Below are 15,246 nucleotides of genomic sequence, written 5' to 3' on the forward strand. Positions count from 1 at the left end.
CACAGTTGCTCGCATGCGGCCGGGGCGATCGCGGTTGCCCGCATACGGCTGGGGCGATCGCAGTTGCCCGCATGCGGCTCGGGAAGCACGGCAGCGCCCGTCCCGTACCGCCGCACGGAAGCGCCCGCTCCGCCGTAATCGCCGCACCGGCTGCACACGCCGCAACCACCGCGACGACCGCGACCGTCACGACCGCCGCGCACAGCACGCACATTGGAGAGGTGATCGATGGGGGCCCCTGGACCCTTCCCCGGCTCTCCGGGGAAGTCCCAAGATCCGGTGCTGAGCCGGGAGGAGGTGGACCGCGCCCTGGGCCGGCTCGCTGCCGAGTACGAGGCGATCGAGACCTCGCTGCTCGCCCTCCAGGACCACGCGGGCCGCAGGCTCCTGGAGGGCGCCGAACTCACCGGCCTCACCAAGGAGCGCTGGGCCGCCACCGAACAGTCCATCACCGTGCTGTGGGCGCATTTCGACGCGTACACCAAAGCGCTCACCACCGCCCGCGAGCTGCGCGCCCGGCGTCGCTGGCCGTCCCCCGACGATCTCGCCGAACTGACCGAGCTGCTGCGCGGCACCCGCGTCACCGTCTCCGGCGCGGCCGCGGGCGGCGGCTCACCGCAGCCCGGCGGCGGCCCGGCCCGGCTGAGCGAACAGTTCAGCCTGGACGAACTGGTCGAGCGGATGAACGGCCTGTACGCGTCGGCGCTGGACGTGATCGTGTCCGCCGACGCCGTATGGTCCACGCTGCCCGCCCGGATAGACCTGCTCGCCGCCGAGCTGCGCCGGACCCTGTCCCTCGCGCGGTCGGTCGGCGTACGCCCCGGGGAGCACCCGACCGGCGACGATCTGGAGCGCATCACGTACGAACTGACCCAACTGCGCGCCCAGGTGGTGTCCGACCCGCTGGCCTACTGGGTCCCGGACGCCGACCGCAGCGCCGCGCCCGGCGGCGGCCGCCCGGACACCGCCCGCTACGACCGCGCGGCGCTCGCCCTGGAGGACGCCCGGCGGGAGATCGAAGCGGTCCTGGACGTACGGCAGGACGCCGAGCGCCGGCTGATGCAACTGCGCGACGTGCTCTCCCGCGCGGACCGGACGCTCACCGAGGCGCGGCAGGCCCGCGGCGAGGTGCTCGCGAAGATCGCCGCCTCCGAGGTACCCGCCGTCAGTGGCCCGTCCACGGCGCTGCACGAGCAGTTGGCCACCGCGGCCGAGTACCGCCGGCACGCCCAGTGGCACCGCCTCTCCCCCTTGCTCGACAGCCTCGAACAACGCGCCGATGACGAACTGCACCGCGCCCGCGAATCGTTGACGGCGGTCACCGCCCCACTGGCCGTACGGGCCGAACTCCGCGGCCGCCTGGACGCGTACAAGGCGAAGGCCGCACGGCACGGCCTGGCCGAGGACCCGCTGCTGATCGAGCGCTACGACGCCGCGCGGCGGATGCTGTGGAGCGCGCCGTGCGACCTGCGGGTGGCCGAACAGGCGGTACTGCGCTACCAGCGGACGGTGGCCGAGGCGCTCCAGCCACCGGGACCGGACCGCGGACCGGCGGACGGATCACAGGGGGGAACATGAGCGAGGAGCGGACCGGCGGCGTCCCGTGCCAGCGACGCGAGTGCCCGGGCACGTACGAGGACGTGGGCGGCGGCGAACGGTACTGCGACACGTGCGGCCTGGCGCCGGTCGTGTCGCCGGAAGGGATGGTCGGCTCGCCGCCCACGGGGGTCACGGCGGCGGGGCGGGGGGCGGCCGGAGGGGTGGGGTTCGGGGAACCCGGGGGGTATGAGAGTTCGGGGGGATTTGCTGGTTCGGAGGGATTTGCTGGTTCGGGTGGGGCGGGCGGGGCCGGTGGTCGTCTCGGTCCTGACGGTTCGGCGGGCTCCGGTGGGGCGGGCGGGGCCGGCAGGGCCAGTGGCTCCGCCGGGGCCGGGGCGGCGGAGGGGCGCGGTTCCGTCTCCGGGACGTCCGCCGGCGGGCGTACGTCCGCTTCCGCTTCCGGCTCCGCCCGTTCCTCGACCTCGCGGCGCTCCGTCTCCGGCCGCCTCTCCCGCGCCCTGCCGGGCGCCTCGACGCGCTCGATGTCCGTGTCGGTACGCAGCGCGGGCCGCGGTTCCGGTACCGGGTCCGGACCGTCCCGCGGGCGGCTGGGAGCCGGTTTGGTGGCAATACCGGAAGTACCGCGTCCCGACCCGCGTACGGCCGTCCTGGAGAACCCGGAGGTCCCCGAGCGGAAGCGGTTCTGCAGCCGCGGCGACTGCGGCGCGCCGGTGGGCCGGGCCCGCGGTGACCGCCCGGGCCGTACGGAAGGTTTCTGCACCAAGTGCGGCCATCCGTACAGCTTCGTGCCCAAGCTGCGCCCCGGCGACGTGGTGCACGGCAGCTACGAGGTCGTCGGCTGCCTGGCACACGGCGGTCTGGGCTGGATCTACCTGGCGATCGACCGCGCCGTCTCCGACCGGTGGGTGGTCCTCAAGGGTCTGCTGGACACCGGCGACGAGGAAGCCCTCGCCGTGGCCGCGTCCGAACGCCGCTTCCTCGCCGAGATCGAGCACTCCAACATCGTCCGCATCTACAACTTCGTCGAGCACCTGGACCGTACGACCGGCAGCCTGGACGGCTACATCGTCATGGAGTACGTCGGCGGGAAGTCCCTCAAGGACATCGCCAACGAGCGGCGTACGGCGCACGGCCGCCGCGATCCGCTGCCGGTCGAGCAGGCGTGCGCATACGGCATCGAGGCCCTGGAGGCGCTCGGCCACCTGCACAGCCGCAACCTCCTGTACTGCGACTTCAAGGTGGACAACGCCATCCAGCAGAACGACCAGCTCAAGCTGATCGACATGGGCGCGGTCCGCCGGATGGACGACGACGAGAGCGCGATCTACGGCACGATCGGCTACCAGGCGCCCGAGGTCGCCGCCACGGGCCCGTCCGTCGCCTCCGACCTCTACACGGTCGCCCGCACCCTCGCCGTGCTCACCTTCGACTTCCAGGGCTACACCAACGTCTTCGTGGACTCGCTGCCCGACCCGGACAACATCGAGGTCTTCCGCACGTACGAGTCCTTCTACCGGCTGCTGGTACGGGCCACCGATCCCGACCCGGCGCGGCGGTTCTCGTCGGCGGAGGAGATGGCCGAGCAGCTCACGGGGGTGCTGCGGGAGGTCATGGCGCTCCGGACGGGCGAACAGCGGCCCGCGCTCTCCACGCTGTTCGGGCCGGAGCTGCGTGTCGTGGACACGGACGTGGTGGCGCGCGCGGAGGGGGATACGTCGCTGCTCGGTGCGCGTGCGGTTCCGGTGCGGCAGAAGGGGCGGAAGGGGTGGGTGGGGCGGAAGGGGAAGTCGGTGGTCGGCCCGGCCATCGGGATCGGGGCGCCTGGGGGTGTGGGTACGGATGGGGGTACAGGTGGGAGCGGTGGTACGGCTGCGGTCGGCGTCTCCGCGCGGCAGGCCGCCGCCTCCCAGGCCGCTGTTCCCGCGCAGGTGGCCTACGAAGTCACGTCGGCCACCGGCCCGCAGACGATGAGCGGCGCCGCCGGAACGACGACCGGAACGGTGGCCGAGCCCGTCACCACGTCCGCCTCCGGAAGCACCACGGGAAGCGCTGCCGGAAGCACCGCCGGGGTGGCTGCCGTGACACCCGGCGGCGTACGCGGCGCGCCCGCTCTCCGTCCGCTCGACACCGGCCTCGCCGTACTCGCCCTGCCCGTACCGCGCGTCGATCCCGCCGACCCGAACGCGGCTTTCCTGGCCGGCTTGCTGGCCGCCGCCCCCGCCGAACTGGTCAGCGCCCTGCGCGCGGCCCCCGCCGACACCATGGAAATCCGGCTGCGCAGGCTGCGGGCCCACTTGGAGACGGGGGACGGCGCGGCGGCCCTGCGCGAACTGCGCGCCGTCGAGACCGAGCCCGGCCAGGGCTGGGACGAGGACTGGCGGGTGGTCTGGTACCGCGGCCTGGTGGCGCTGACGAACGACGACCACGAGACGGCGGCCCTGTCGTTCGACGCGATGTACGACGCCTTCCCCGGCGAGCCGGCGCCGAAGCTGGCGCTCGCCGTCTGCGCCGAGGTGCTGGGGCAACTGGACAACGCGGCGGAGTACTACCGGCTGGTGTGGGCCACCGACCACAGTTACGTCAGCGCGGCGTTCGGACTGGCCCGGGTGCGGCTGGCGGCCGGCGACCGGGCCGGGGCCGTGGCCGCCCTGGAATCCGTACCGGAGTCCTCCATTCACTACACTGCGGCGCGCATCGCGGCCATCCGGGCCCGGCTGCGGCAACGCCCCGGCCACGACGCACTGCTGGAGGACCTGCGGTCGGCGGCCGAGCAGGTCGAGCGGCTGGCGGACTCCGGGCTGGACGCGGAGCGCCGCGAACAACTGACGACCGAGGTGCTGGGCTGTGCCCTCGACTGGGTACTCTCCGGTAGCCGCGGTGCCGAGCAGCAGGGGCGTACATTGCCGTCCGGGGCCCCCGGCCCCGGCTCCGGCGGCACCGCCGCCCGGCCCGGTCTGCTCGGCAGCGCACTGGACGAACGCGGCCTGCGGTTCGGCCTGGAGCGGTCGTTCAGACTGCTCGCCCGGCTGGCGCAGCGCGGCGAGGAAAGGATCGAGCTGGTGGAACGGGCCAACCGCTTCCGCCCCAGGACGTGGGTGTGACATGGGTGTGACAGGGCCGTTCCGGTGTGCGAGCTGCAGCGAGCCGCTCGAACCGGGGGACAACTACTGCGGATTCTGCGGCGCCGACGTGGTGGCACCCGCCGGGCCGGGCGGGGCCGGTGACCGCCCCACGGTCCCGCTGGGCGACACGGCGCATCCCGCGTCCGGGGCGGGGGCCGCCCCGCCGGGACCCGTGGCGCTGCCCGCGTCGTTCTTGATGCCGGGGGCGGGAGGGGCGGTGGTGGGGCAAGAGGGCCCGGGGGCTCCGGGAGCTCCGGGGGCTCCGGGGCAGGTTCCGGCGTCGCCGTCCGTGCCGTCCTCGCCGCCCTCGTCGTCCGTACCGCCGTCGCCGTCCGTCTCGCCGCCGGCAGTCGCCCCGCCACCGGTGGCCGCGCCTGTCCCGGCTCCGTCGTACGGCGGGCCGACCCCGTCGTACGACGCGGAAGCCCGGCACGACAGCGGACCCGCGTACGCGTCGGGACCGGCCCACGCGAACGGATCGGTGCAGACCCCACACGTCCCGCACGCCCCACACACCTCACACACCCCACACCCACCGCACGCCCCCGTACCGCCGCCGGCCTCGCCGGACTACGTACAAGGAGGGCAGCGGGCCCACGCGCCGGCCGGGGTCGGCGTGCAGACTCACGCGCAGGGCGACGCACAGTCCTGGGCACCCCATGCGGAGGCAAGCGTTCCGCCATCGGCCGGCAGTCCGTACGGAGGCCATGCGCACCAGGCCGCCGCCTCCCACGGCGGAGCGCCGGACCCCCGTATCGCCGGTTACGACCTCGCCGCCGAGGCAGCGCACCGCTCAGCGGACGCGAGCGGCACCGGCCCGGAGCCCGGCCCGACCGGCCCGACCGGTCCGACCAACCCGACCGGCCCCGGCCCGCAGGCGCCCGGCGGACCGGCAGAAACACCAGCCCACCCCTCCGCCACTCCCGCCGTCTCCTCCCCCACCCCTGAACACCAGACCCCCGCCCAAGGCACCCGTATCTGCGCGCTCTGCCACGCGGGGACGGTCACCGGCGACGGTTACTGCGAGAACTGCGGCCACGCCCAGCCACGCGAACGCGACCACATGGAGCGGGAGCTCCCGGGTGTGGCCGCGGTCACCGACCGGGGCCGCCGCCACCACCGCAACGAGGACTTCTTCGCGGTCGCCGAGGGAGCGTTGCCGGACGGCTCGCCCGCCGTACTCGCCATCGTCTGCGACGGCGTCTCCTCCGCCTCTCGGCCCGACGACGCGTCCGCCGCCGCGTCCGGCGTGGCGGCGCGGACGCTGCTGGCCGCCCTGCCCGGCGGTACGCACCCGCAGCGGGCCATGCACGAGGCGATCCTCGCCGCCGCCAAGTCCGTCAATGCCCTGGCCGCCGTGCCCAACCAGGCCCAGCAGCACGACCCGTACCGCCAGCAGAACGCCCCCGCCTGCACGTTCGTCGGCGCGGTGGTCGGCGGTGGGCTGCTCGTCATCGGCTGGGTCGGCGACAGCCGCGCGTACTGGGTCCCCGACGACCGCAGCGCGCCCGCCGTCCGCCTCACCGAGGACGACTCCTGGGCGGCGCAGATGGTCGCCAACAACCTGATGTCGGAGGCGGAGGCGTACGCGGACGACCGGGCGCACGCCATCACGGGCTGGCTCGGCGCCGACGCGTACGAACTCGAACCGCACACCGCTTCCTTCAAGCCCGACGGACCGGGTGTAGTGGTGGTGTGCACGGACGGGCTGTGGAACTACGCCGAGGCCGCGGAGCAACTGGCCGCGGTGCTGCCGGAGGATGCGCACGACCGGCCGCTGCACAGCGCGCGGACCCTGGTCGCCCACGCACTCACCGGTGGGGGCCACGACAACGTAACAGTGGCGGTGATGCCGTTCCCGGCGCCACCGGGACGGGCAGGATCGGCCTGAGCGTCCGCCCGGGGCGCGCCACCCGCCCTCGTCGGCCACGGTGGCCGGGAGCCGTGCTGCTCCCGGCCCCGCCCGGCTGACCCGTATCAGGAGCAAGGCGCCAACGGGGGGATGGTCACGGGGACTTCCGCCCGCCCAGGTGTCTCTTCACCGCCGCGACGACTGCGCTGCGGAGCCTCGCGGCGGCACAAAGGAGCGGAACAGATGGCCAATTTCTCCAAGTCCGGCGTGCCGCGGTTCGCCGCCGAGGTGTACCAGAACGCGTACCTGCCCGAGGGCGGGCGCGAGGTGAACGCCATCGTCACCGTCACCGCCACCGGGGGCGGCACCAGCGGTCGGCTGCCGCTCTTCGCAGCCGGTACGGACCCAGCCGGGAGCGGGAGCGGGGCCGGAACCGGAGCCGGGGCCGGAGCCGCCCGCAGCCACGGCGGCGTACGGCACGCCGGCGTCGTGATCATGGTGGACTGCTCCGGCTCGATGGACTACCCGCCCACCAAGATGCGCAACGCGCGCGACGCGACGGCCGCCGCGATCGACACCGTACGGGACGGCGTCGCCTTCGCCGTGGTGGCCGGTACGCACCAGGCCGCCGAGGTCTACCCGGGCGGCGGGCGGCTCGCCACCGCCGGCCCGACGACCCGCGCGCAGGCCAAGGAGGCACTGCGCAAGCTGAGCGCCGGCGGCGGCACCGCCATCGGCACCTGGCTACGGCTGGCCGACCGGCTGCTGGCCGACGCGGACGTCGCCGTCCGGCACGGCATCCTGCTCACCGACGGACGCAACGAACACGAGTCGCCCCAGGAACTGCGCGCCACCCTCGACGCCTGCGCCGGCCGCTTCACCTGCGACGCCCGCGGCGTCGGTACGGACTGGGAGGTCAAGGAGGTCACCGGCGTCGCCTCGGCGCTGCTCGGCACGGCCGACATCGTCGCCGACCCGGCCGGGCTGGCCGCCGACTTCACACGGATGATGGAGGCCGCGATGGGCAAGGAGGTGGCGGACGTCACCCTGCGGCTGTGGACCCCGCAGGGCGCGCAGGTGGCCTTCGTGAAACAGGTGGCACCGGCCGTCGAGGACCTGACCGGCCGCCGTACCGAATCCGGCCCGCGGACCGGCGACTATCCGACAGGTTCCTGGGGCGACGAGTCCCGCGACTACCACGTGTGCGTACGCGTCCGGGCCGCCGAAGTGGGCCAGGAGATGCTGGCCGCGCGGATCTCGCTCGTCCTCCCCGCACCCGACGGTGGCACGCAGACCCTGGCCCAGGGGCTCGTACGCGCGATCTGGACGGACGACATGACCGCTTCGACCAGTATCAACCCCCACGTCGCCCACTACACGGGACAGGCCGAACTGGCCCAGGTCATCCAGCAGGGACTGGATGCCCGCAAGTCGGGCGATGCGGACGGCGCCACGGCGAAACTGGGCCGGGCCGTGCAACTGGCGAGCGCGTCCGGGAACGAGGACACTGCGAAACTGCTTGCGAAGGTGGTGGACGTCGTCGATGCGGCGACCGGTACTGTGCGACTGAAGGCGAAGGTCACAGAGGCGGACGAGATGACGCTCGAAACGCGCTCGACCAAGACAGTTCGCGTCAAGAAATAACAACTAGACGTACTACCGAACACAATCGGTACTGAGGGGGAAGATCCGACATGCCGACCTGCCCGAACGGCCATCAGTCGGTGGCCGAAGACTGGTGCGAGGTGTGCGGCCACCGGATGGCGGGCGCTGTTCCCCCGCCGCCCTCCCTGCCCGCGGGATTCCTCAACACCCCTCCGGCCGGCCAGCCGACTCCGCCGCCGTCCGCTCCGCAGGGCGGCCCGGGCCCCCGGAACGGCCCCGGGGCCCCCGGCGACACCGGCGCTCCCGGAACCCCCGGCGCTTCGGGCGCTTCCGGCGCTTCCGGCGCTCCCCAGGGCGGGCAGGGCTTCCCCGGCCAGACCCCGCCGCCTCAGCAGCCCCTCTCGCCACAGCAGACCCCTTCGCCGCAGCAGACCCCGCCGCCGCACCAGGCTCCGGCCCCCCAGCCCCCGCTTCAGCAGGCTCCGCCCCCTCAGGCCCCGCCCGCGCCCGCACCGCAGGGCCCGATGGGCCAGGGCCCCGGCCCGGCTCCCGCCCCCGGCCCGCACGGCAGCCAGGGCGGTCACGGCAGCCAGGGCTCCCAGGGTGGCCAGGGCGGCTACGGCTTCCCGCCCCCGGCCCCGGCTCCCGGCCCGAACACCCCGGCGCCCCCTCCGCAGCAGGGCTTCGGCCCCGGCCAGCAGTCCCAGCCGGGCGCCCAGCCGGAACTGTGTCCCCAGTGCCGTACGCCGCGCGAGGCGATGGCCCCGTTCTGCGAGGAGTGCCGCTACAACTTCCTGACGCACTCGGCCACCTCGTACGCTCCGCCGCCCCCCGCCCCGCTGGGCGGCCCGGGTTCCCAGGGCGGCCAGGGCGGTTACGGCTTCCCGCCCCCGCACCAGGGCCCGCCCACCCCGCCCCAGCAGTACGAATACCAGGGCTCCCGCCCGTCGCAGATCAACCGCCCCGCCGAACCGCTCTCCCCGGACCAGTCGGGCCAGTTCGGCTCGCCCGACCAGCCCGGTCCTTTCGGCCGGCCCGACCAGCCGGGTCAGTTCGGCGCTCCCGACCAGCCCGCCCCGTTCGGCAACCCCGCACCCAGCGGCCAGCCCGGCCAACCCGGCCCGCACGGAGCCCCCGCCAGCCGGCCCGGTCCGACGCGCCCGCCCCGGGCAGCCGACGACGACTGGCCGCTGCCTCCCCCCAACTCCCAGTCTTCTCCCCAGTCCCCGCCCCAGACTCCGCCTCCGCAGCCCGCGCAGCCGGGGCCGCAGGGCGGCCAGGACCACAGCCAAGGCGGTCACGTCAGCCAAGGCGGTCAGGGCGGCCCGGGCTCCCAGGGTGGCCAGGGCGGCTACGGCTTCCCGCCCCCGCACCAGGGCCCGCCCACCCCACCCCGGCAGCAGGGCCCGTACGAGCCCCAGCAGCCTCCCCAGCAACAGCCGCCGCAGGCCTCGTACGACCCGCAGGCCGCCCAACAGGCTCCGCCGCAGGCTCCGTTCGAGCCGCAGCAGCCCGCCCCCTTCGGCCAGCCGCCGCAGCAGCCGGACGCACACCAGCAACCGCAGCCCGACCAGCAGTGGAACCAGCCCGCACCGGGGCCCGCCGCCCCGCCCGGACCGCCGCCGGTCGTCGGTGACGGCTGGGTCGTGGCGATCGCCCCCGACCGCGAGTACTTCATGGCGATGATGGGCCGCAGCGGCCCGGAGGCGGCCGGCCTGAACCTGCCCGCCTACTCCCCGGAGCAGCAGATCCCGCTCACCGGGACCCAGATCGCCATCGGCCGCCGCCGGCACAGCACGGGCGAGTCCCCGGACATCGACCTGGGCCGTCCCCCGGAGGACCCGGGCGTCTCGCACCAGCACGCCCTCCTGGTCCAGCAGTCCGACGGCAGTTGGGCCGTGGTCGACCAGAACTCCACCAACGGCACCACCGTCAATCTCGCCGAAGACCCGATCCAGCCCTACGTCCCGACCCCTCTCCACGAGGGCGACCGCATCCACGTGGGCGCCTGGACCACCATCACCGTCCGCCGGGCCTGACGACGGCAGTCCCCCGGCAGACAGGCCAAGGCCCGGAAAACGGCAGAAGGCGTCGGCTTCAGTGCACCCGCTGCGGCCGGCGCTTCCTGCTGTCGGACACCGTTCCCGCGAGATGCGGGGCAGCATCCATCCGTCCTAGCTCCCTGGCAACACCCACCGGTGCGGGCCCTCGGGAGAATCGAGCCACGCGTACTGACCAGTGCCGTGCACGGTGACGCCGAAGCGTTCCCGCGGGGGGCGGTTCTGCTGGTGCCACAGGGTGTGGGCTTCTTGCGGGGTGAGGGTGTCGGCGGTGAGGGTGCGGAGGAAGTGGAAGCGGTCGTCGCGGAGGGCTTCGCGGGGGAGGTGGTGGCGGCTTCGGTGTCGTCCGCCGCATTCGGCGGGTGGGCCGGGCTGCTCGGGGGCATCGGGGTGGGGCGGCTGTGCGGTGGGGTCGGGGCGGGCTCGCAGGGGGACGAAGTAGGCGGGGGTGGCCAGGAAGCGGCCCTCCGCCCGTACGGCATCGGGGTCCGTCACGCGGAGCGCGATCAGGCCGGTCGCCAGAGGGGCCAGGATCAGGGCTCCGGGGGCGGACTGCGCGATCCACGCCGGCGGGACGGCGGGCAGGGCGCAGGTGGCGATGATCCGGTCGTACGGTGCGCGTTCCGGGCAGCCCCGGGCGCCGTCGCCGGTCACCACGGTGGGGTGGTGTCCTGCGGCGGCCAGCCGGTCGCGCGCCGGGCCGGTGATCTCCTCGTCCAGGTCGACGGTGGTCACGTGCTCCGCGCCCAGCCGGTGGGAGAGCAGGGCGGCGTTGTAGCCGGTGCCCGTACCGATCTCCAGGACGCGGCAGCCGGTGTCCGAGGGCTGCTTCTCGGCCTCCCCTGTCTCCCTGGCCTCCTTCGCCGCTTCGATCTCTTCGACGCGCAGTTCTTCCAGCATGATCGCCATCAGCGACGGCTGGCTGCTGGTCGACACCAGCTCGCCGTCCCGCATGTACGTCGCCAGCGCCCCGTCGGTGTAGACGCCTTCCAGCCAACGTGCCCGTCGCGCGGGGTCGGGATCGGAGCCGGAGAGCCGCTCGTAGCCGCGGGGTGTGGCCACGAAGTAGTACGGGACGAAGAGGTGCCGCGGAACCTCTTGGAAGGCGGCCCGCCAGCGCGGGTCGCCGAGGTGGCCACCCGCTCTGATCTGCCGGATCAGCTCGGCGCGGGCCGCGGCCGTCGGCTCGTGGTCCGGCTGCTGACCGGACGGTGTACCGCTCATGTCTCCACTGTCCTACGTCGCAGGTCCTCGGCCGAGCACGCCGGCACCGCCGAGTCGTCTGACACCATGGACGGGTGAACAAGATTCCGCGCGGCACGCTTCAGGAACAGACTTTTTACGAGCAGGTCGGTGGCGAGCCGACGTTCCGCCGCCTGGTGCACCGTTTCTACCAGGGGGTGGCCGAGGACCCGCTGCTGCGGCCGATGTACCCGGAGGAGGACCTGGGCCCGGCCGAGGAGCGGCTTGCGCTCTTCCTCATGCAGTACTGGGGCGGCCCCCGTACGTACAGCGACGGCCGTGGCCACCCGCGACTGCGGATGCGGCACGCGCCCTTCACCGTGGACCGCGCCGCCCACGACGCCTGGCTCAAGCACATGCGGGACGCGGTGGACTCTCTGGAGCTGTCCCCCGAGCACGAGACGCAGCTGTGGAACTACATGACGTATGCGGCGGCGTCGATGATCAATACGGCTGAGTGAGGCCGTAGCGGCTCAGGCCGACGCGGGTGGGGCGTCGGGGCGGGGCGTGAGGACCGGGCGTGTCCTGTCCGGTCGGCCTCTGCCCACCGGCCTCTGCCCGCCCACCCCGCGCTGACGTGGCCTCCTGGCGGACGTCTCAAGCGGGTGTCACCGGGAGCGCCGACGGCCCGCCCGTGCGGACCGCGACCGACCCGTACGGTGTCCGCAGCCGTAGCCAGCCGCCCGCGGCCAGCAGGGTCAGCGCTGGCGGTTCCGCCAGTGCGGCTCCTGCTCCCGCGGAGCCGGAGCGGGAACCGGAGCCGGAACCGCGGCCATCGCCCGCCAGCCCGTGAGCGCCGGCCTGCGCCTCGACCCGGACGGGACGCAGGAAGCCCAGGGACTGCGCGGCGTGCGCGGCGCGCAGCGGCAGGTGGGTGTCGCCCAAGGTGCGGGACCAGATCTCGCGGCCGATGCGGTCGCGCTCGGCGCGCGTCCGGCGTTCCGGCGGCAGCGCCTCGTCCCGGGCACGGAACTCGGCGACGGCGAGTGCGACAGTCCTGCCCAGCGCCTGCGGCGAGGGCAGTCCCGGCATCTGCTGCCAACCGCCCCGGGGCGGCAGGACGCCGGCCCACGGCGGGCCGGTGACGGCGGCGGGCAGCGTCAGGGTGTCCGCCGCCTCGTCGATGCCTTCGAGCAGGTCTCCGGCGGAGACGGTGAGGTCGAGACCGGCGGCGGGAGAGGCACCCGTACCGGCTTGCGGGCCGGTACCGGTGCCGGCCCCGCTGCCGGGGGGCCCGGTCGGCGCCAGGCGTGCCGTACGGATCGCCAGCACCTCGAACGACGGCGGGCGCCCGAAGACGGCGAGCACCCCGCCACCCGCCTGCAACCGCACCGCGGCGGCACGGTCGTAGTGAATCAGCCGGGCCAGGAAGGCGGCGAGATCCGCCGCCTCCCCGGCATCGGCCAGGCGCAACGCCGTCATGCGGCGACGGCCCCCTCCTGCTGCTGGGCGCCGTCCGCGTCGTCCGCGCCGTCCGGGTCGTCCATGTACTCCTTGAGGAAGGACTTCTCCTCGGCGGTGATACGGCGGGGCCGCTCCGCGCCGAAGTCGTACGGGACGACGACGGTCGAGGCGCGGACGTACACCGTGTCCTCGTCCTTGATCTCGTAGGCGATCGTCATCGACGCGGCGCCTATCTTCGTCACCCACGACTCGACGGTCACCGGCGCGTGCCGGTGCACCAGCGGCCGTACGTAGTCGATCTCATGGCGGGCCACGACGGACCCGCCGGAGAAGGACGTACTGCCCTCGCCCGGCGCCAGCCGCCACATGAAGTCGATCCGCGCCTCTTCCAGGTAGCGGATGAACACCGCGTTGTTGACATGGCCGAAAGCGTCCATGTCGGACCAGCGCAGCGGGCAGGAGTACAGGTGTCGCACGCGGCTCAGCCCCGGGTGAGCTTCTTGTACGTGGCGCGGTGCGGACGAGCCGCGTCCGGGCCCAGCCGCTCGACCTTGTTCTTCTCGTACGACTCGTAGTTGCCCTCGAACCAGAACCACTTGGACTCGCCCTCGTACGCCAGGATGTGCGTGGCGACGCGGTCCAGGAACCAGCGGTCGTGGGAGACGACCACGGCGCAGCCGGGGAACTCCAGCAGCGCGTTCTCCAGCGAGGACAGGGTCTCGACGTCGAGGTCGTTGGTCGGCTCGTCGAGGAGCAGCAGGTTGCCGCCCTGCTTGAGGGTGAGCGCCAGGTTCAGGCGGTTGCGCTCACCGCCGGAGAGCACACCGGCCGGCTTCTGCTGGTCCGGGCCCTTGAAGCCGAACGCCGAGACATAGGCGCGGGACGGCATCTCGACCTGGCCGACGTTGATGTAGTCCAGCTCGTCGGAGACGACGGCCCACAGCGTCTTCTTGGGGTCGATGTTGGCGCGGTTCTGGTCGACGTAGGAGATCTTGACCGTGTCGCCGACCTTGATGCTGCCGGAGTCCGGCTCCTCCAGGCCCTGGATCATCTTGAACAGCGTGGTCTTGCCGGCGCCGTTCGGGCCGATGACGCCGACGATGCCGTTGCGCGGGAGGGTGAACGACAGGTCGTCGATGAGGACCTTGTCACCGAACGCCTTGTTGAGGTTCTCGACCTCGACGACGATGTTGCCCAGCCGCGGGCCCGGCGGGATCTGGATCTCCTCGAAGTCCAGCTTCCGGGTCTTCTCCGCCTCGGCCGCCATCTCCTCGTAACGGGACAGCCGCGACTTGGACTTGGCCTGGCGGCCCTTGGCGTTGGAGCGGACCCACTCCAGCTCTTCCTTCAGACGCTTCGCGCGCTTGGCGTCCTTCTGGCCCTCGACCTTCAGGCGGGTCTGCTTCTTGTCGAGGTAGGTGGAGTAGTTGCCCTCGTACGGGTGCGCACGGCCGCGGTCGAGCTCAAGGATCCACTCGGCGACGTTGTCGAGGAAGTACCGGTCGTGGGTGACGGCGACGACGGTGCCGGCGTACTGGGCGAGGTGCTGCTCCAGCCACTGCACGGACTCGGCGTCCAGGTGGTTGGTGGGCTCGTCGAGGAGGAGCAGGTCGGGGGCCTCCAGCAGCAGCTTGCACAGCGCGACGCGGCGCTTCTCACCACCGGAGAGGTTGGTGACCGGCCAGTCACCGGGCGGGCAGCCCAGCGCGTCCATGGCCTGCTCCAGCTGGGTGTCCAGGTCCCAGGCATTGGCGTGGTCCAGGTCCTCCTGGAGCTTGCCCATCTCCTCCAGCAGCGCGTCGGAGTAGTCGGTCGCCATCAGCTCGGCGACCTCGTTGAAGCGCTTGAGCTTGTCCATGGTCTCGCGGGCGCCGTCCTGGACGTTCTCCAGGACCGTCTTGGACTCGTCCAGCGGCGGCTCCTGGAGGAGCATCCCGACGGAGTAGCCCGGGGAGAGGAACGCGTCGCCGTTGGACGGCTGCTCAAGACCGGCCATGATCTTCAGCACCGTCGACTTGCCGGCGCCGTTGGGGCCCACGACACCGATCTTCGCGCCCGGCAGGAAGTTCAGCGTCACGTCGTCAAGGATGACCTTGTCGCCGTGCGCCTTACGCGCCTTGCGCATCGTGTAGATGTACTCAGCCAAGAGAAACCGTCCGGCAGTCTGGATCTGTCATGGTCAATGCGGCTCCGCCGCGTGGGCCGATGAGCGGCTCCGCCGCGCGAGGGCAGATACACCCCATCTTGCCGTACGGCCAGCCCGCGAAGGAAACGAGTACCTCGGGGGCACGGGGATTCGGGGTGGTGGGGCGGGTGGCGGTGCGGGTGTCGGGGCGGGCGTCGCGGTGGGGTGGCGGGCCGTGGGTGCCAGGTCCTGAGCCTTGGTCCCGGCCGGGCTTGC

10 protein-coding genes are annotated in these 15,246 nt (G+C 73.3%); 6 read left to right on the plus strand and 4 right to left on the minus strand.

The window, feature by feature from the left end:
• Positions 1 to 228 precede the first annotated feature (228 nt).
• From AB0A97_RS04785 to AB0A97_RS04805, 5 genes are all read left to right on the plus strand, one after another.
• Complete coding sequence (locus tag AB0A97_RS04785) at positions 229 to 1,578, plus strand: hypothetical protein (protein ID WP_361144390.1); 1,350 nt, start codon at positions 229 to 231, stop codon at positions 1,576 to 1,578.
• Positions 1,575 to 4,661 (plus strand): tetratricopeptide repeat protein, encoded by a 3,087-nt coding sequence (locus AB0A97_RS04790; RefSeq protein ID WP_361144393.1) that lies wholly within the window; start codon positions 1,575 to 1,577, stop codon positions 4,659 to 4,661. Before AB0A97_RS04785 ends, AB0A97_RS04790 begins: the two co-directional genes overlap by 4 nt.
• 637 nt (positions 4,662 to 5,298) lie before the next feature.
• Positions 5,299 to 6,573 carry a PP2C family serine/threonine-protein phosphatase gene (locus AB0A97_RS04795; RefSeq protein WP_361144396.1) on the plus strand — a complete coding sequence of 425 codons (1,275 nt, stop codon included), beginning with the start codon at positions 5,299 to 5,301 and terminating at the stop codon, positions 6,571 to 6,573.
• A 204-nt stretch (positions 6,574 to 6,777) separates the two neighbouring features.
• Positions 6,778 to 8,178 carry a VWA domain-containing protein gene (locus AB0A97_RS04800; protein WP_361144399.1) on the plus strand — a complete coding sequence of 467 codons (1,401 nt, stop codon included), beginning with the start codon at positions 6,778 to 6,780 and terminating at the stop codon, positions 8,176 to 8,178.
• Between the two features lie 50 nt (positions 8,179 to 8,228).
• Positions 8,229 to 10,178: an FHA domain-containing protein gene (locus AB0A97_RS04805; protein WP_361144402.1), complete on the plus strand. Its 1,950-nt coding sequence runs from the start codon at positions 8,229 to 8,231 to the stop codon at positions 10,176 to 10,178.
• Between the two features lie 135 nt (positions 10,179 to 10,313).
• Here the strand turns inward: AB0A97_RS04805 and AB0A97_RS04810 are convergent, their stop codons facing one another.
• Positions 10,314 to 11,423, minus strand: a complete 1,110-nt coding sequence (locus tag AB0A97_RS04810; RefSeq protein WP_361144405.1) for a methyltransferase domain-containing protein — start codon at positions 11,421 to 11,423, stop codon at positions 10,314 to 10,316.
• 74 nt (positions 11,424 to 11,497) lie between these two features.
• Between AB0A97_RS04810 and AB0A97_RS04815 the strand changes: the two genes are divergently transcribed.
• Positions 11,498 to 11,902: a globin gene (locus AB0A97_RS04815; RefSeq protein WP_030018984.1), complete on the plus strand. Its 405-nt coding sequence runs from the start codon at positions 11,498 to 11,500 to the stop codon at positions 11,900 to 11,902.
• A gap of 136 nt (positions 11,903 to 12,038) precedes the next feature.
• On the opposite strand, the gene AB0A97_RS04820 is transcribed toward AB0A97_RS04815, so the two are convergent.
• Genes AB0A97_RS04820 through ettA form a run of 3 tightly spaced genes read right to left on the minus strand, consistent with a single transcriptional unit; the run spans position 12,039 to position 14,991 of the window.
• Entirely contained in the window at positions 12,039 to 12,863 is an 825-nt protein-coding gene (locus AB0A97_RS04820; protein ID WP_361144409.1) for a hypothetical protein, read from the minus strand.
• The gene (locus tag AB0A97_RS04825; RefSeq protein ID WP_361144412.1) at positions 12,860 to 13,321 is read right to left on the minus strand and encodes a thioesterase family protein; all 462 of its coding nucleotides are present in this window, start codon (positions 13,319 to 13,321) and stop codon (positions 12,860 to 12,862) included. Before AB0A97_RS04825 ends, AB0A97_RS04820 begins: the two co-directional genes overlap by 4 nt.
• A gap of 5 nt (positions 13,322 to 13,326) precedes the next feature.
• Complete coding sequence (gene ettA, locus AB0A97_RS04830; RefSeq protein ID WP_361144415.1) at positions 13,327 to 14,991, minus strand: energy-dependent translational throttle protein EttA; 1,665 nt, start codon at positions 14,989 to 14,991, stop codon at positions 13,327 to 13,329.
• Between the last annotated feature and the right edge of the window lie 255 nt (positions 14,992 to 15,246).

The organism is Streptomyces sp. NPDC045470, from assembly GCF_040646595.1.
Classification (GTDB): Bacteria; Actinomycetota; Actinomycetes; order Streptomycetales; family Streptomycetaceae; genus Streptomyces.

Coding starts and splice junctions, on each gene's coding strand:
- AB0A97_RS04785 (WP_361144390.1), top strand. CDS start 229: ATGGGGGCCCCTGGACCCTTCCCCGGCTCTCCGGGGAAGTCCCAAGAT.
- AB0A97_RS04790 (WP_361144393.1), top strand. CDS start 1,575: ATGAGCGAGGAGCGGACCGGCGGCGTCCCGTGCCAGCGACGCGAGTGC.
- AB0A97_RS04800 (WP_361144399.1), top strand. CDS start 6,778: ATGGCCAATTTCTCCAAGTCCGGCGTGCCGCGGTTCGCCGCCGAGGTG.
- AB0A97_RS04805 (WP_361144402.1), top strand. CDS start 8,229: ATGCCGACCTGCCCGAACGGCCATCAGTCGGTGGCCGAAGACTGGTGC.
- AB0A97_RS04810 (WP_361144405.1), bottom strand. CDS start 11,423: ATGAGCGGTACACCGTCCGGTCAGCAGCCGGACCACGAGCCGACGGCC.
- AB0A97_RS04820 (WP_361144409.1), bottom strand. CDS start 12,863: ATGACGGCGTTGCGCCTGGCCGATGCCGGGGAGGCGGCGGATCTCGCC.